The organism is Pseudoduganella aquatica (assembly GCF_009857595.1).
Lineage (GTDB): Bacteria > Pseudomonadota > Gammaproteobacteria > Burkholderiales > Burkholderiaceae_D > Rugamonas > Rugamonas aquatica_A.
This window is the reverse complement of the sequence record NZ_WWCU01000005.1, coordinates 115,848-132,872: the sequence shown is the minus strand read 5'-3', so window position 1 is coordinate 132,872 and position 17,025 is coordinate 115,848. Positions and strand designations below refer to the sequence as shown.

The window sequence follows — 17,025 nt, the reverse complement described above, 5'->3', positions numbered from 1 at the left end:
ATGGCCCGCAAGACCCCCATTGAGCGCTACCGCAACATCGGTATCTCCGCTCACATCGACGCTGGTAAAACCACCACCACCGAGCGCGTGCTGTTCTACACCGGCGTGAACCACAAAATCGGTGAAGTGCACGACGGCGCAGCCACCATGGACTGGATGGAGCAGGAACAAGAGCGCGGCATCACCATTACTTCCGCAGCGACCACCTGCTTCTGGAAGGGCATGGCGAACAACTTCCCTGAGCACCACATCAACATCATCGACACCCCGGGCCACGTTGACTTCACCATTGAAGTTGAACGCTCGATGCGCGTGCTGGATGGCGCTTGCATGGTTTACTGCGCAGTGGGCGGTGTACAGCCACAGTCGGAAACCGTATGGCGTCAGGCTAACAAGTACAAAGTGCCACGTCTGGCCTTCGTCAACAAGATGGACCGTACCGGCGCCAACTTCTTCAAGGTCTACGAGCAGATGCGCGCTCGCCTGAAGGCAAACCCGGTCCTGATCCAGATCCCTATCGGCGCTGAAGACAACTTCAAAGGCGTGATCGACCTGGTCAAGATGAAAGCCATCATCTGGGACGACGCGTCCCAGGGCATGAAGTTCGACTACGTCGATATCCCTGCAGAGCTGGCCGCATCGGCCGCCGAGTGGCGCGAGAAGATGGTTGAAGCCGCTGCTGAAGCGACCGAAGACCTGATGAACAAATACCTGGAAGAAGGCGACCTGTCGGAAGCCGAGATCAAGAAAGCGCTGCGCGACCGCACCATCGCTTCCGAGATCGTTCCTATGCTGTGCGGCACCGCCTTCAAGAACAAGGGCGTGCAGGCCATGCTGGACGCCGTGATCGAATACCTGCCATCGCCAGTCGACATCGACGACGTGACCGGTACCGACGAGAACGAAGAGCCAGCATCGCGTAAAGCAGCTGACGACGAGAAATTCTCGGCACTGGCCTTCAAGATCATGACCGACCCGTTCGTCGGCCAGCTGGCCTTCTTCCGCGTGTACTCGGGCGCCATCAATTCGGGCGACACCGTGTACAACTCGGTAAAAGGCCGTAAAGAGCGTCTGGGCCGTATTCTGCAGATGCACGCCAACCAGCGTGAAGAGATCAAAGAAGTGCGCGCCGGCGACATCGCCGCTGCGGTTGGTCTGAAAGACGTGACCACCGGCGAAACCCTGTGCGATCCAGCGTCGATCATCGTGCTGGAACGCATGGTGTTCCCGGAGCCGGTGATTCAGCAGGCTGTTGAGCCAAAAACCAAGGCCGACCAGGAAAAAATGGGTCTGGCACTGAACCGCCTGGCACAGGAAGATCCGTCGTTCCGCGTGAAGACCGACGAAGAGTCGGGCCAGACCATCATTGGTGGTATGGGCGAGCTGCACCTGGAAATTATCGTTGACCGCATGAAGCGCGAATTCGGCGTGGAAGCGACCGTCGGCAAGCCACAAGTGGCTTACCGCGAAACGATCCGCAAGGTGTGCGAAGAGATCGAAGGCAAATTCGTCAAGCAATCCGGTGGCCGCGGCCAATACGGCCACGTGGTTCTGAAGATCGAGCCGCAAGAGCCAGGCAAGGGCTTCGAATTCGTCGACGCGATCAAGGGCGGTACCGTGCCTCGCGAATACATCCCTGCAGTAGAAAAAGGCGTGCGCGAAACGCTGCCTTCCGGCGTACTGGCCGGCTACCCAGTGGTGGACGTGAAGGTAACGCTGTTCTTCGGTTCGTACCACGACGTGGACTCGAACGAAAACGCGTTCCGCATGGCTGCTTCGATGGCCTTCAAGGACGGCTGCCGTAAAGCGGCTCCAGTCATCCTGGAACCAATGATGGCAGTGGAAGTGGAAACGCCGGAAGACTACGCCGGTTCCGTGATGGGCGACCTGTCGTCCCGCCGCGGTATGGTGCAGGGCATGGACGAAATCCCAGGCGGCGGCGGCAAGATCATCAAAGCCGAAGTGCCTCTGTCGGAAATGTTCGGTTACTCGACCACCCTGCGTTCCGCAACGCAAGGCCGTGCAACCTACACGATGGAATTCAAGCACTACTCGGAAGCGCCTAAGCACGTAACCGATGCAATCGTGACTGCTAAAGCGAAGTAAAATAATGAATTGACCGGCCGGGGGACGATCCCCCTGGCCGGACAACTTTAAATCTTGTTCTAAGGAAGAATAAAATGGCAAAAGGTAAATTCGAGCGGACTAAACCGCACGTCAACGTCGGCACTATCGGTCACGTTGACCACGGTAAAACCACCCTGACCGCAGCAATCGCTACCGTTCTGTCGAAGAAATTCGGCGGCGAAGCTAAAGCTTACGACCAGATCGACGCAGCACCAGAAGAAAAAGCACGCGGCATTACCATCAACACCGCTCACGTTGAGTACGAGACCGCATCGCGTCACTACGCTCACGTTGACTGCCCAGGCCACGCCGACTACATCAAAAACATGATTACCGGTGCAGCGCAGATGGACGGCGCGATCCTGGTTTGCTCCGCAGCTGACGGCCCAATGCCACAGACCCGCGAGCACATCCTGCTGGCCCGCCAAGTTGGCGTTCCATACATCGTTGTGTTCCTGAACAAGTGCGACCTGGTCGACGACGAAGAGCTGCTGGAACTGGTTGAGATGGAAGTGCGCGAGCTGCTGTCGAAATACGAGTTCCCAGGCGACGACCTGCCGATCATCAAAGGTTCGGCACGTAAAGCACTGGACGGCGACACCGGTCCTCTGGGCGAAGTGGCCATCATGGCCCTGGCCGACGCACTGGACAGCTACATCCCTACGCCAGAGCGCGCAGTGGACGGCGCCTTCCTGATGCCAGTGGAAGACGTGTTCTCGATCTCGGGCCGCGGCACCGTGGTGACCGGTCGCGTTGAGCGCGGTATCATCAAGGTCGGCGAAGAGATCGAAATCGTTGGTATCACCGACACCGTGAAAACCACCTGCACCGGCGTGGAAATGTTCCGCAAGCTGCTGGACCAGGGTCAGGCCGGCGACAACGTTGGTCTGCTGCTGCGCGGCACCAAGCGTGAAGACGTACAGCGTGGTCAGGTTCTGGCGAAGCCAGGCTCGATCAAGCCGCACAACCACTTCACCGGCGAGATCTATGTTCTGTCGAAAGACGAAGGCGGCCGTCACACCCCGTTCTTCAACAACTATCGTCCACAGTTCTACTTCCGTACCACCGACGTGACCGGTTCGATCGAACTGCCAGCGGACAAAGAAATGGTTATGCCAGGCGACAACGTGTCGATCACCGTTAAGCTGATCAACCCGATCGCTATGGAAGAAGGTCTGCGCTTCGCAATCCGCGAAGGCGGCCGTACCGTCGGCGCCGGCGTGGTAGCAAAAATCCTGGCCTAATAGCCTCGGTTAGACAAGAAGGCAGTGCCGTTCGCGGCGCTGCCTTTTTTTGTCGCAGAGACGGGCATGGCTGGCATTTTGGTGCTATCATCTCGCCTCTTAGCTGTACTGAGTTTGTTACTTATTGCCGCCGCTCCCGCGCCGGCTCGTTCTTTTAAGGAATAATCATGTCCGCACCAAACCAAAAAATCCGTATCCGCCTGAAAGCTTTCGACTACAAGCTGATCGACCAGTCCGCTCTGGAAATCGTTGACACCGCGAAGCGCACCGGCGCCGTGGTAAAAGGTCCAGTACCTCTGCCAACCCGCATCCAGCGTTACGACGTGCTGCGTTCCCCGCACGTGAACAAGACTTCGCGCGACCAGTTCGAAATCCGCACCCACCAGCGCCTGATGGACATCGTCGACCCAACCGACAAGACCGTTGACGCGCTGATGAAGCTGGACCTGCCAGCTGGCGTGGACGTAGAAATCAAACTGCAATAATTCGCAGTGTGAGTTAAGGCTGGCGGCTCTGCCGCTGCCAAGGAAAGGCCGGTCCCTCGCGGGGCTGGCCTTTTTGCTTTTCAGACCACGGCGGCGCGCGGCGCGGGCGGCTGGCGGCCGAGCAGATGGGATAGTTTGCGCAGGGCGCCGGCCAGGCGCGCGCGTTCGCGGATGCTGCCCAGCGAGATGCGGATGGCGTTCGGCGGCCGCGCGCTGTCGTCGAAGGCGTCCGAGGCGGTGACGGCCAGCCCTTCGGCGTGCGCGGCCTGGACCAGCTGGCCGGCGCTCCAGTAGTCCGGCAAGGTGAGCCAGATGTGGATGCCGTCGGGGCCGCCCGGCGCGAACGCCAGGCCGGCCAGGATTTGCGCGGCCAGCTGCTGGCGCGCCCGGGCTTCCTCCCGTACTCCCTCCAGCAGGCGCTGCGCCGTGCCGTCGTGTATCCATTGCGTCACCAGCGCGCTGGCCAGCGGCGAGGGCATCAGCACCAGCGAACGCAGCGCCTGCAGGAAGCGCTCGCGCACCTGCGCGTCCGGCAGCAGCACGAAGGCAGTGCGCAGCCCGGGCGCCAGGCATTTCGACAGCGTGGAAATGTAGTAGACGTTGCGCGGCGCCAGCCGGGCCAGCGGCGGCGGGGCTGAAGCCGGTGCCAGGGCCGATCCTGTCGCCGCCGCCGCTCCCGCCAGCAGCCAATAGGGATCATCCTCGATAATGGCCGCGCCGCAGCGGATGGCGGTCTGCGCGATCTCGCGGCGGCGCTGCTCCGGCATGGTGTGCGCGGTGGGGTTCTGCAAGGTCGGGTTCAGGTAGACCAGCCGCGCGCGGTGCTTCCTGCAGGCCTTCTCCAGCGCGTCCGGCCGCATGCCGTCCTCGTCCACACCCACCGCCACCACGCGCCGCCCCAGCTGCTCCGCCGCCGAGCGCAGGCCGGGGTAGATGGTGGACTCGGCCAGGATGGCGTCGCCCGGCCGCGTCAGCGCCAGGATCAGCGCCGCCAGCGCGCACTGCGCGCCGGGACAAGCCACCACGTGTTCCTTGTCCACCTGGCCGAACATGGGCGCCAGCCAGAGCGCGCCCGCCGCGCGGTCGGCCTGGCTGCCGCCGCCCAGCTGGTAGCTCATCAGCAAATCGCTGTCGGTGCGCATCAGTACCTGGGACAGGCCCAGTTTCAGCATGTCGTCGAAATCCACCCCGGCCGGCGGGGGAGGGATGTTCATGCCCAGGTCCAGCATCGGCGCCAGTTCCACTTTCGGCGCCGCCGCGTAGGTGCCGGCCGCGCCCCGACCTTCCAGCAGGTGGCGGCGCCTGGCCTCGTCGTAGGCGCGCGTCACCGTGGTCAGGTCCACCTTCAGCTGCGCCGCCAGGCTGCGCTGCGGCGGCAGGCGGTCGCCCGGCTGCAGGCGCCCGTCAGACAGCGCGCGCTCGATGAAATCGGCGATCTGCAGATAGCGCGGCCCGCCATCCGCTCTGAATTCGCCCAGCCAGGAGGGGATTTGTATGGGTGGAGTCCGGGTCATTTTGTCTGGATGTATGGATTTTTGTCGCGGATTAAACAACTATAAAGGAAAACAATCCATACAAGGTCCGCGATGTGCAACGACCTTATTCCTCTTGCAGCACACGGCGCACTCTCCGCTGGACAGCATGCCCGCTGCGCAGTACATTCGGCGGATGTTAAGTTCCTGGAAATGTTATGGCTAAGACGATCCTGATCGTTGAGGATGAGCAGGCGATTGCGGACGGCATTGCCTATGCACTGCGCACCGAGGGCTTCGCGCCGCTGCACGTGATGCTGGGCGAGCAGGCGCTGTCGGCCATGCGCGGGGAGGGCGGCCAGCCGCCGCCGGACCTGGTGGTGCTCGACATCGGCCTGCCCGATATGAGCGGCCTGGAGGTGTGCCGCCGCCTGCGCCAGTTCTCGGACGCGCCCGTCATCTTCCTCACCGCCCGCAGCGATGAAATCGACCGCGTGGTGGGCCTGGAGATCGGCGCCGACGATTATGTGACCAAGCCGTTCTCGCCGCGCGAGCTGGTGGCGCGCATCCGCGTCATCCTGCGCCGCCTGGGGCCGCAGGCCGCGCAGACGGCGGCGCAGGCGGTGCAAGCTTCCCAGGCGCGCCGCGTGGCCGGGCTGGAACTGCGGGCGCTGGAGGCGCGCGTGCTGTATCTCGGCCACGCGCTGGACCTGACGCGCTATGAATACCTGCTGCTCAAGACGCTGATCGAACATCCCGGCCACGTGCTGTCGCGCGCGCAGCTGATGGACCGCGTGTGGACCGGCGCCGCCGACACCCTGGACCGCACCGTGGACGCCCATGTGAAGTCGCTGCGCGCCAAGCTGCGCGCGGTTTCCCCCGAGAACGAGCCGATCCAGACCCACCGCGGCCTGGGCTACAGCCTGGCCGCCACATGAGGATAGGCCTGCGCATTCTGCTGGGCTATTTCCTGATCGTCGGCCTGGCCGGCTGGTTCCTGCTGAATGTGTTCATGGCCGAGGTCAAGCCGGGCGTGCGCGCCACGCTGGAGGACACCCTGGTCGACACCGCCAACCTGCTGGCCGTGATGGTGGCGGACGACGTGCGCGCCGGCGCCTACGACGCCGCGCCCATGCTGGCGCGCATGCGCGACTACGCCGGGCGCGGCGTCAGCGCGCAGATCAGCGGTCTGCCCAAGAACAAGCTGGACTACCGCATCTACATTACCGACGCGCAGGGCATCGTGCGTTTCGATTCCGAGAACAAGGCGGTGGGCAAGGACTACTCGCGCTGGAACGACGTCTACCTGACCCTGCGCGGCAAGTACGGCGCGCGCAGCACGCGCGACCGCGAGGACGACGAGAACAGCACCGTGATGCACGTGGCGGCCCCCATCCGCGACGGCGAGCGCCTGATCGGCGTGCTCACGGTGGCCAAGCCCAACGCCAGCGTGCAGGGCTTTGTCGAGCGCAGCCAGCAGCACATCCTGCGCCGCGGCGCGCTGCTGCTGGCGCTGTCGCTGCTGATCGGCCTGGCGTCCACCTATTGGCTGGCGCGCGCGCTGCGCAAGCTGATGCATTATGTGGAGGAGGTGCAGGCCGGCCGCAAGGTGGCGCTGCCGGTGCTGGGCAATACCGAGATCGGCACGCTGGGCCACGCGCTGGAGGCCATGCGCGTCAAGCTGGAGGGCAAGGAGTATGTGGAAACGCTGATGCACACGCTTACGCACGAGCTGAAAAGCCCCATCGCCGCCATCCAGGCCTCGGCCGAGCTGCTGCAGGAGGACATGCCGCCCGAGCAGCGCCGCCAGTTCCTGTCCAGCATACTGAGCCAGAACGCGCGCCAGCGGCAGCTGATCGACAAGCTGCTGGCGCTGGTGCGGGTGGAGAAGCAGCAGCGCCTGGATGCGCTCGAGCGCATCGATAGCGGCGCGCTGCTGCAGGAGGTGGCGCGCGACTTCGCCGCGCCGCTGGCCGCGCGCGGGCTGCGCCTGGACCTGGAGCTGCCGCGGGACGGCGCCCCGGTGCTGCACGGCGACGCGCTGCTGCTGCGCCAGGCCATCGGCAATCTGCTGGACAACGCCATCGCCTTCGCGCCGGCCGGCGGCGTGGTGGCGCTGGGCGCGCGCGTGCCCGGCGAGGGCGTGGAAATCTACGTGGCCGACGGCGGCCCCGGCATTCCCGACTACGCGGCCGGGCGCGTGTTCGAGCGCTTCTACTCGTTGCCGCGCCCCGGCGGCGGCGCCAAGAGCACCGGCCTGGGCCTGCCCTTTGTGCGCGAAGTGGCGGCCCTGCACGGCGGCACCGTCAGCGTGGCCAACATCGCCGGGCCGGGGCAGGGCGGCTGCCGCGCCGCGCTCTACCTGCCGCTGCCGCTGGCGCTGTAGCACTTCACACGGAACGCATCGTCACCGCATACGCGTTTTCTAGACTGGCGCCACTCCAACCAGAAGGAAGCGCCATGCAAAAGAAACTGTTGTTCAAAATACTGGCCGTGATCGCGGTGATGCTGCTGATCGGCATTCCGCTGCTGATGATAGAGTCCACCATCCGCGAGCGCAGCGCCTACCGCCAGGACGCGGCGCGCAGCATCGCAGAGGATTCGGTGGGCGAGCAGACAGTGTACGGGCCGGTGCTGGTCATGCCCTACAGCGAAACTTATGAGGTGATGGAGCCGGTGGCGGGCGACGAGAAACGCAAGGAAGCCAAGCGCTACCGCAAGCAGCTGCGCCACCTGGTCTTCCCGGACCAGCTGGAGGTGAAATCGACCTTCGGCACCGAGCGCCGCTACCGGGGCATCCACCAGGTGCTGATGTTCCAGGGCGAACACGCGGTGGCGGGTGCGTTCACGGTGCCGCCGGTGTCCGCGCTGCCGCGCACCGTGGAACGCTCCGATATCGCGCCGGAGCCGCCCTTCGTGGCGCTGGGCATTTCCGACGTGCGCGGCGTGCGCGACATTCCCAAGCTGCGCTGGGGCGCGCGCAGCTTCGAGTTCGAGCAGGGTTCGGGCCTGGCCGCCGCCCGCCAGGGCCTGCACGTGCCGCTGGCCATGGCCGACGCCACCGCCGGCCCGGTGCAGTTCAGCTTTGGCCTGAGCCTGTCCGGCATGGACCGCCAGCAGTTCGTGCCGCTGGCGCGCAACAACCGCTTTGCGATGGCCTCGTCCTGGCCCCATCCGCAGTTCAGCGGGCGTTTCCTGCCCGAGCAGCGCAAAGTGGGCGAGCAGGGCTTCGAGGCGCTGTGGCGCATCTCGGCGCTGTCGACCGAGGCGCAGCAGCAGCTGCGCCAGCGCGAGCTGGCCGCCGGGTCTGGCGATGAAGCTGCCCGCAACGCCGCGCGCAACGCCGTGCCGGACAGCTTCGCGGTCGGCTTTATCGAGCCGGTCAACATCTATTCCATGGCCGACCGCGCCACCAAGTATGGCCTGCTGTTCGTGGCGCTGACCTTCGCCGCCTTCTTCCTGTTCGAGGTGCTCAAGCGCCTGCCCATCCACCCGGTGCAGTACGCGCTGGTGGGGCTGGCGCTGGTGCTGTTCTTCCTGCTGCTGGTCAGCCTGTCCGAGCACATCGCCTTCCTGGGCGCCTACCTGCTGGCCAGCGCCGCCTGCATATTGCTGACCGGCTACTACCTGGCCCACGTGCTGCGCGACCGCCGCCGCGGCCTGGCCTTCGGCGCGGCGCTGACGGCCTTGTACGGCGTGCTGTACGGCTTGCTCAGCTCGGAAAACAACGCCCTGGTGATGGGCGCCATCCTGCTGTTCGCCGTGCTGGCCGCCATCATGGTTGCCACCCGCAAAGTCGATTGGTACCAGCTGGGCGGCGCGGACGCGGCTCAGATTTTGACTGATCGTCAAAAAGCGATATAAGACTCCGTGTTAGCAATTGGGAGGGCGTCTTTTTTGTTCTGAAGCGGCGCCGCTGGCTGCGTTGCCGTTCAGTGATTTCAGCTACCATCACGGTGTTGTTTTTTTGCATATTTGTAACTAAAAAGCTGTTGTAATCCAGCATCATTGCAATGCGCGCAAAACGCATATGTTTCTGAGAACTTTAAGCTGCAATTGGGAATATTTTTACAATTTCGATGTTTTCGAAATTAAATTCAGTATTTCGTTTGAATCTCATATTCTTATATTGCAAGTGGTGCTGTAATGTTGTTTTTTGTGAAAAAAGGCCGTTGCAAATATATTGCCCATTCATTGACTTTCATTAACTCAGATGTTCAGATTCTTTCTTCGGAATAGCACAGCCTCTTCTGAAACAAGCCGTCGGCACAGATGGCAGCCGGCGCGCATGCACCGGTATAGTCCCTTGCAACCCTTACAGCGGAGAAACTTTTGAACAATAAACTAGTCCTCAAACGGGGCGTCCTCGCCGTTGCCGTAGCACTGGGTACCACCCAGTTTGCAATCGCACAACAAGCAGCAGAAGCGCCGGTTACCAAGGTCTTCGTTACCGGTTCCAACATCAAGCGTTCGGACAAGGAAGGCTCGTCGCCAGTCCAGACCGTGAGCGCCAAGCAGATCGCAGCCAGCGGCGCCAACACCGTGGCCGAACTGCTGCACTCGATCCCGGCCTTCGGCTCCGGCGCGTCGGTCGACATCGTCGACGGCGGCTTCTCGCGCGGCGCGGCAACCGCCTCCCTGCGCGGCCTGGGTTCGTCTTCGACCCTGGTGCTGCTGAACGGCCGCCGTATCGCCTCGTCCGCGTATGCCGACCCGAACCAGGGCAAATCGGCCGTGTACGACCTGAACTCCATTCCTATCTCCGCCATCGAGCGCGTCGAGATCTTCAAGGATGGCGCTTCGGCGGTGTACGGCTCCGACGCTATCGCCGGCGTGATCAACTTCATCACCAAGACCGACTACACCGGCTTCGACATGGCGGCCAGCATTACCGCCAACGATGACGGCGAATTCGCCCGCAAGAATGTCAGCGGCGTGATCGGTTTCGGCGACCTGGACAAGGACCGCTTCAACGGCTTTATCTCGTTCGACGTTTCCAAGCGCGACAGCACCACCATCGCGAACGCGACCGACGTCGACCAGGCCGCCTACAGCTACATCAACGCCCGCCTGAACCCGTACTCGAGCAGCCTGACGGACCAGCCGTTCTTCTACCGCGAACGCACTCCGGGCGGCAAGAACTTCGCCACCACCTACGCGCTGCGCGCCGACGTGATCAACCGCACCAATTGCGATCCGTCGCAGCGCCTGGTGGGCAATATCGCCGCCCACAATCTGTCCGCGACCAGCGTGCTGATCGACCGTACTTTCTGTAACTTCAACCTGAACGACTACAGCGAAGTGCAGAGCGCCGGCAAGGACGCCAACATCCTGGCGCGCGGCACCTTCAAGGTCAATGAAGCGATGACCGCGTTCTCGGAAGTGTCGTATGCGCGCACCGAGCGCACTTATCTGGGCGCGCCACGCACGATCTCGAGCACCTCGTCGAGCACCGTGTTCGCCGCCGACGGCAAGCCGTCGTCGCAATTCCAGCTGATCCTGCCAGTGGGCCATCCGGACAATCCGTTCCCGACCTCGCGCACTGCGGTGGGCTTCCGCTTCATGGGCCACACCGGCGGCAGCGACAACCTGAACGAATCCTACCGCGTGCTGGCCGGCCTGAAAGGCACCACCGGCGCGTTTGACTGGGAAACCGGCGTGCTGTGGAACCGCACCGAGCGTACCGAGCACTACCTGGGCATGCTGTACCGCCCGGTGGTCGAGCGCATCATGACGGAAAACCGTACCATCGCGTCGACCATTGCTGATCCGAACTCGACCCGCGACCTGGAAAACAAAGGCTTCTCGCAAGTGATGCAGATCGATGCCAAAGCATCGACCACGCTGGGCAAGCTGTCCGGCGGCGACATCGGCCTGGCCTTCGGCGCCGAGGCGCGCCAGGAGAAAATCGGCCTGACCCCGGACGCGGCCACCCGCGCGGGCGAAATCATCGGCCTGGCCAACTCCGTTGCGGACGGCCAGCGCAATGTGAAGTCGGCCTTCATCGAGCTGCGTACGCCGTTCTTCAAGAACTTCGAGATGGACTTCGCCGGCCGCTACGATAAATATCCGACCGAATCGAGCTTCGTGCCTAAAGCAGGCAGCAAGTGGACCGTGACCGAGCAAGTGGCAGTGCGCGCGACCTATGCCCGCGGCTTCCGCGCCCCGGCCCTGACCCAGGTTTCGCCAGGCGGCGTGCAGTCGTTCCAGACCGTGACCGACTCGATCCGCTGCCCGGATGGCGTCAATCCGATCGGCACCGCCGACCGTACCGACTGCTCGAAGAGCGTTTCCAGCCTGTCCAAGGCCAATCCTGAGCTGAAGCCGGAGAAATCCAAGTCCGCATCGCTGGGCCTGATCCTGCAGCCGACCAAGAACCTGGACATCCTGATCGATTACTACAACATCAAGCTGCGTGACGAAACCGCGCTGCTGGGTGGACAGACCGTGATCGACCACCCGAACCAGTACCCAGGCGCGGAAGTGCTGCGCGACACCAATCCGGCCAACTTGCTGGTGGTAAACGGCGTAGTGGTGCCGAACTCGGGTCCGCTGCTGCAGGTCAACCGCTCCTACATCAACCAGGGTTCGACCCAGGTTGCCGGCGTGGACCTGGAAGTGACCCTGCGTAACTCGCTGGGCGACTACGGCCGCCTGAGCAGCACGGTGAACTGGAGCTACCTGGGCACCTACAAGCGCGCCATGCAGCCTGGCGATGCGATCCACAACACCGCCGGTTCGAACGGCGGCCTGTCCGACTGGTCGCTGTCGGCTGGCGACAATCCGCGCAACCGCGCGTCGCTGTCGACCAACTGGACCTACGGCGTGCACAGCACCACGCTGTCGGCGGACTTCGTCGACCACGTGTCCCTGCTGCGCCGCTACGACAACGCCGTGGTGTACCCAACGCCGTACTGCCACTATGGTACCGGCCAGCCTTCCAGCGCCTACCAGCTGGGCGGCCTGCCTAAGTACACCAGCTCGAACTGCGAAGTGGCAAGCTGGACCACCTTCGGCCTGAACTACGCGTACACCGGCGTCAAGAACCTGACCCTGGCCCTGAATATCAAGAATATTCTGGACAAGGCGGCGCCATACGATCCGCGCTATCCAACCGAAGGCTTCAACACCCAGCTGCACAACGGCATGGGCCGCACCTTCCGCGCGACCGCGAAGTACGCCTTCAAGTAATCTGACTGCGTGAAGCGGCACAAGGCCAGGCAGCAATGCCTGGCCTTTTTTCATGTCCGCAAATAGTTCACATACCCCGTACTAAGTTGTTGCGTCAAGAGTCTTTTCGCGCTACACTAGCCGGCTTCGGTATGGAATCCATCTTTTTACGGGCCGTACTAATTTTTGTAGTTAAACAAAGCCCCGCCCAATCGTAGGTGGGAATGGAGAAAAAATGAGCCTAGGCCTCCTCGGTCGCAAGGTTGGCATGATGCGCATCTTCACGGATGATGGGGACTCGATCCCAGTCACCGTGCTGGACGTGTCGAACAACCGCGTTGCGCAAATCAAAACCCCTGAAACGGATGGTTACTCCGCTGTTCAGGTCGTCTTCGGTCAACGTCGCGCTTCCCGCGTGACCAAAGCCGCAGCCGGTCACTACGCTAAAGCTGGTGTTGAAGCCGGTACTCTGCTGAAAGAGTTCCGCGTCGACGCTGCTAAAGCTGCAGAATTGAAAGCTGGTGAAGTTATCGCCGCTTCGCTGTTCGAAGTTGGTCAGAAGATCGACGTTCAGGGCACGAGCATCGGTAAGGGCTACGCCGGTACCATCAAGCGTCACAACTTTGCCTCCGGTCGTCAGACCCACGGTAACTCGCGTTCGCACAACGTACCAGGTTCGATCGGTATGGCGCAGGATCCGGGCCGTGTATTCCCAGGCAAGCGCATGACCGGCCACATGGGTGACGTTACTGTTACCACCCAGAATCTGGAAATCGCTCGTATCGACGCCGACCGTCAGCTGCTGCTGGTCAAAGGCGCGGTACCAGGCGCGAAAAACGGCCAAGTGGTCGTCTCGCCTGCTGTCAAAGTCAAAGCAAAGAAAGGGGCTTAATCGATGGAACTCAAGCTCCTGAATGCTCAAGGTCAAGCATCTTCCAACGTTGCCGCCGCTGACACCGTCTTCGGCCGTGATTACAACGAAGCCCTGATCCACCAGATCGTGGTCGCCTACCAAGCCAATGCGCGCAGCGGCAACCGTAAGCAGAAAGACCGTGAAGAAGTCCACCACACGACCAAGAAGCCATGGCGCCAAAAAGGTACCGGCCGCGCTCGTGCCGGTATGTCGTCGTCGCCACTGTGGCGCGGCGGTGGTCGCATCTTCCCGAACTCGCCTGACGAGAACTTCACCCACAAAGTGAACAAGAAGATGTACCGCGCTGGTATCTGCTCGATCCTGTCCCAACTGGCTCGCGAAGAGCGCCTGGTTGTTGTTGAAGACTTCGCTATCGAAGCTCCAAAAACCAAGCTGCTGTCGCAAAAGCTGAACGCCATGGGTCTGGAATCGGTGCTGATCATCGCTGACAACATCGAAGAAAACCTGGAACTGGCTTCCCGTAACCTGCCTAACGTGCTGGTAGTTGAGCCACGCCACGCAGATCCAATGTCGCTGGTCTTCTACAAGAAGATCCTGGTCACCAAAGCGGCACTGGCCAAGATTGAGGAGATGCTGGCATGAGCGCAGTCATCAAACACAGCGAAGAGCGCCTGATGAAGGTGCTGCAGGCTCCGGTCATTTCCGAGAAGGCCACCATGGTCGCGGAAAAGAACGAGCAAATCGTATTCCGCGTACTGCCGGATGCGACCAAGCCTGAGATCAAGGCAGCCGTTGAACTGCTGTTCAAGGTTGAAGTCCTGTCGGTGCAAACCGTCAATCGCGAAGGTAAAGTCAAGCGTTCGGGTCGTTTCACCGGCCGCCGCAACCATACCAAGCGTGCTTTCGTGTGCCTGAAGCCTGGCCAGGAAATCAATTTCTCCGAGGAGGCTAAATAATGGCACTCGTAAAGATGAAGCCAACCTCCCCAGGCCGTCGCGGCATGGTGAAGGTGGTGAACCCGGACCTGTACAAAGGTCGTCCGTTCGCTGCCCTGGTTGAAAAGAAATCCAAAACTGCCGGCCGCAACAACAACGGCCACATCACCACCCGCCACATCGGCGGTGGTCATAAGCAGCACTATCGCCTGATCGACTTCAAGCGTCAGAAGGATGGCATTCCTGCGAAAGTGGAACGTATCGAATACGATCCAAACCGCACCGCGAATATCGCCCTGCTGTGCTACGCCGACGGCGAGCGCCAGTACATCATCGCGACCAAGGGCATGTCCGTTGGCGACAGCGTGATGAACGGTTCGGAAGCGCCTATCAAGTCGGGCAACTGCCTGCCTATCCGCAACATCCCGGTCGGTACCGTGATGCACTGCGTCGAAATGCTGCCAGGTAAGGGTGCCCAGATGGCCCGTACCGCCGGCGCCGGCGTTGTGCTGATGGCCCGCGAAGGCACCTACGCTCAAGTGCGCCTGCGCTCGGGCGAAGTGCGCCGCGTGCACATCGAGTGCCGCGCGACCGTGGGCGAAGTCGGCAATGCCGAACACAGCCTGCGCAAGATCGGCAAGGCTGGCGCGATGCGCTGGCGCGGTGTTCGTCCTACCGTTCGCGGTGTGGTCATGAACCCGGTCGATCACCCGCACGGTGGTGGTGAAGGTAAAACGGCAGCAGGTCGTCATCCAGTGTCCCCATGGGGCCAGCAGACCAAGGGCAAGAAGACGCGCAGCAACAAGCGTACTTCTTCGATGATCGTCTCGCGCCGCGGCAAGAAATAAGGATAAACCATGACTCGTTCATTGAAAAAAGGGCCGTTCTGTGACGCCCACCTGGTGAAAAAAGTCGAAGCCGCGCAAGCGACCAAAGACAAAAAGCCAATCAAAACCTGGTCGCGCCGCTCGACGATCATGCCTGACTTCATCGGTCTGACGATCGCTGTGCACAACGGCAAGCTGCACGTGCCAGTGTATGTTTCCGAGAACATGGTTGGTCACAAGCTCGGCGAATTCGCGCTGACCCGCACGTTCAAGGGCCACGCTGCTGACAAAAAGGCTAAGAAATAATGGAAACCAAAGCTATCCTCAAAGGCGTGCGCCTGTCGGATCAAAAAGGCCGCCTGGTGGCTGATCTGATCCGCGGCAAGAAGGTTGACGCTGCGCTGAACATTCTGCAGTTCAGCCCGAAAAAAGGCGCGGCCATCATCAAGAAAGTGCTGGAGTCCGCAATCGCGAACGCCGAGCACAACGATGGTGCCGATATCGACGAACTGTTCGTGAAAACGATCTACGTCGAAAAGGGCCCGATCCTGAAGCGCTTCACCGCGCGTGCAAAGGGCCGTGGCGACCGCATTTCGAAACAATCCTGTCACGTGTACGTGACTGTCGGTAACTAAGGAGCCACGATGGGTCAGAAAATTCATCCAACCGGTTTCCGTCTGGCGGTCACCCGTAACTGGGCTTCGCGCTGGTACGCAGGCAACGGCAATTTCGCTGCCATGCTGAACGAAGACCTGAAAGCTCGCGCTTTCCTGAAAAAGAAACTGAAGAACGCCTCCGTTGGCCGCATCGTCATCGAGCGCCCAGCCAAGAACGCGCGCTTCACGATCTACAGCTCGCGTCCAGGCGTGGTCATTGGTAAAAAAGGCGAAGACATCGAAGTACTGAAGTCGGCGCTGACCAAGATCATGGGCGTGCCGGTGCACGTGAACATCGAAGAAATCCGCAAGCCGGAAATCGACTCGCAGCTGATCGCCGATTCGATCTCGCAGCAGCTGGAAAAGCGTATCATGTTCCGCCGCGCCATGAAGCGCGCGATGCAAAACGCCATGCGTCTGGGTGCCCTGGGCATCAAGATCATGTCGTCGGGCCGTCTGAACGGCATCGAGATCGCGCGTAAAGAATGGTACCGCGAAGGCCGCGTGCCTCTGCATACCCTGCGCGCCGACATCGACTACGGCACCAGCGAAGCATCGACCACCTACGGCATCATCGGCGTCAAGGTGTGGGTCTACAAGGGTGACCGCTCGCCTACCGGCGAAGCGCCAGTCATCGAGACCCCGGCTGACGAGAAGAAAAGCCGCGGTCCACGCCGTGACGATGGCAAGCCTTCCGGCCGCCCACGTCCAGGTCCGGCCGGTGCTAAACCATCCCCGGCAGGTGCTGCCCGCGTGCGTTCCGCTAAACCGGCCGCCGCTGCACCAGCTGAGAAAGCAGGAGAATAACCATGCTGCAACCAGCACGCAGGAAGTATCGTAAAGAGCAGAAAGGCCGCAACACCGGCATTTCGCACACCGCCGGCACTTCGGTGTCGTTCGGCGAGTTCGGTCTGAAAGCAGTGGCCCGCGGTCGTATCACCGCGCGCCAGATCGAAGCAGCACGTCGCGCCATGACCCGTCACATCAAACGTGGCGGCCGTATCTGGATCCGCGTTTTCCCGGACAAGCCGATTTCGAACAAGCCGGCCGAAGTTCGTATGGGTAACGGTAAAGGTAACCCGGAATACTACGTCGCTGAAATCCGTCCGGGCAAAGTCCTGTACGAAATGGACGGCGTCGGTGAAGAACTGGCACGCGAAGCGTTCCGCCTGGCTGCTGCCAAACTGCCTCTGGCTACCACCTTCGTGGTGCGCCAGGTTGGCCAATAATAGGAG

16 protein-coding genes are annotated in these 17,025 nt (G+C 61.8%); 15 read left to right on the top strand and 1 reads right to left on the bottom strand.

Features of this window, described 5'->3' with window-relative positions:
* From fusA to rpsJ, 3 genes are all read left to right on the top strand, one after another.
* Window positions 1-2,106, top strand: coding sequence for an elongation factor G (gene fusA / locus GTP77_RS06975; protein ID WP_161071441.1), 2,106 nt, complete (start codon window positions 1-3; stop codon window positions 2,104-2,106).
* A gap of 74 nt (window positions 2,107-2,180) precedes the next feature.
* A complete protein-coding gene (tuf, locus tag GTP77_RS06970; protein WP_161071440.1) occupies window positions 2,181-3,371 on the top strand; it encodes an elongation factor Tu in 1,191 nt (396 codons plus the stop codon).
* A 167-nt stretch (window positions 3,372-3,538) separates the two neighbouring features.
* A complete protein-coding gene (gene rpsJ / locus GTP77_RS06965) occupies window positions 3,539-3,856 on the top strand; it encodes a 30S ribosomal protein S10 (protein ID WP_028101676.1) in 318 nt (105 codons plus the stop codon).
* 80 nt (window positions 3,857-3,936) lie between these two features.
* Here the strand turns inward: rpsJ and GTP77_RS06960 are convergent, their stop codons facing one another.
* Window positions 3,937-5,370, bottom strand: coding sequence for an aminotransferase-like domain-containing protein (locus GTP77_RS06960; protein WP_161071439.1), 1,434 nt, complete (start codon window positions 5,368-5,370; stop codon window positions 3,937-3,939).
* A 176-nt stretch (window positions 5,371-5,546) separates the two neighbouring features.
* Here GTP77_RS06960 and creB point away from each other — a divergent pair, with 176 nt between their 5' ends.
* The 12 genes from creB to rplP all read left to right on the top strand — a co-directional run bounded on the left by creB (window position 5,547) and on the right by rplP (window position 17,019).
* Window positions 5,547-6,266 carry a two-component system response regulator CreB gene (gene creB, locus GTP77_RS06955; protein ID WP_161071438.1) on the top strand — a complete coding sequence of 240 codons (720 nt, stop codon included), beginning with the start codon at window positions 5,547-5,549 and terminating at the stop codon, window positions 6,264-6,266.
* The gene (gene creC / locus GTP77_RS06950) at window positions 6,263-7,714 is read left to right on the top strand and encodes a two-component system sensor histidine kinase CreC (protein WP_161071437.1); all 1,452 of its coding nucleotides are present in this window, start codon (window positions 6,263-6,265) and stop codon (window positions 7,712-7,714) included. The genes creB and creC overlap by 4 nt, the downstream gene beginning before the upstream one ends.
* Before the next feature lie 74 nt (window positions 7,715-7,788).
* Window positions 7,789-9,192, top strand: a complete 1,404-nt coding sequence (gene creD / locus GTP77_RS06945; RefSeq protein ID WP_161071436.1) for a cell envelope integrity protein CreD — start codon at window positions 7,789-7,791, stop codon at window positions 9,190-9,192.
* Between the two features lie 468 nt (window positions 9,193-9,660).
* Window positions 9,661-12,519 carry a TonB-dependent receptor domain-containing protein gene (locus GTP77_RS06940; protein WP_161071435.1) on the top strand — a complete coding sequence of 953 codons (2,859 nt, stop codon included), beginning with the start codon at window positions 9,661-9,663 and terminating at the stop codon, window positions 12,517-12,519.
* A 214-nt stretch (window positions 12,520-12,733) separates the two neighbouring features.
* Complete coding sequence (gene rplC, locus GTP77_RS06935) at window positions 12,734-13,390, top strand: 50S ribosomal protein L3 (RefSeq protein WP_056404304.1); 657 nt, start codon at window positions 12,734-12,736, stop codon at window positions 13,388-13,390.
* 3 nt (window positions 13,391-13,393) lie between these two features.
* The gene (gene rplD / locus GTP77_RS06930; protein WP_056404301.1) at window positions 13,394-14,014 is read left to right on the top strand and encodes a 50S ribosomal protein L4; all 621 of its coding nucleotides are present in this window, start codon (window positions 13,394-13,396) and stop codon (window positions 14,012-14,014) included.
* Window positions 14,011-14,328, top strand: a complete 318-nt coding sequence (rplW, locus tag GTP77_RS06925) for a 50S ribosomal protein L23 (protein WP_161071434.1) — start codon at window positions 14,011-14,013, stop codon at window positions 14,326-14,328. Before rplD ends, rplW begins: the two co-directional genes overlap by 4 nt.
* Complete coding sequence (rplB, locus tag GTP77_RS06920; RefSeq protein ID WP_056404299.1) at window positions 14,328-15,155, top strand: 50S ribosomal protein L2; 828 nt, start codon at window positions 14,328-14,330, stop codon at window positions 15,153-15,155. The genes rplW and rplB overlap by 1 nt, the downstream gene beginning before the upstream one ends.
* 9 nt (window positions 15,156-15,164) lie before the next feature.
* Window positions 15,165-15,440: a 30S ribosomal protein S19 gene (gene rpsS, locus GTP77_RS06915; protein WP_050409767.1), complete on the top strand. Its 276-nt coding sequence runs from the start codon at window positions 15,165-15,167 to the stop codon at window positions 15,438-15,440.
* Window positions 15,437-15,769, top strand: a complete 333-nt coding sequence (rplV, locus tag GTP77_RS06910) for a 50S ribosomal protein L22 (RefSeq protein ID WP_177307311.1) — start codon at window positions 15,437-15,439, stop codon at window positions 15,767-15,769. The genes rpsS and rplV overlap by 4 nt, the downstream gene beginning before the upstream one ends.
* Before the next feature lie 9 nt (window positions 15,770-15,778).
* A complete protein-coding gene (gene rpsC, locus GTP77_RS06905) occupies window positions 15,779-16,597 on the top strand; it encodes a 30S ribosomal protein S3 (RefSeq protein ID WP_057158346.1) in 819 nt (272 codons plus the stop codon).
* A gap of 2 nt (window positions 16,598-16,599) precedes the next feature.
* Entirely contained in the window at window positions 16,600-17,019 is a 420-nt protein-coding gene (gene rplP, locus GTP77_RS06900) for a 50S ribosomal protein L16 (protein ID WP_161071433.1), read from the top strand.
* Window positions 17,020-17,025 lie beyond the last annotated feature (6 nt).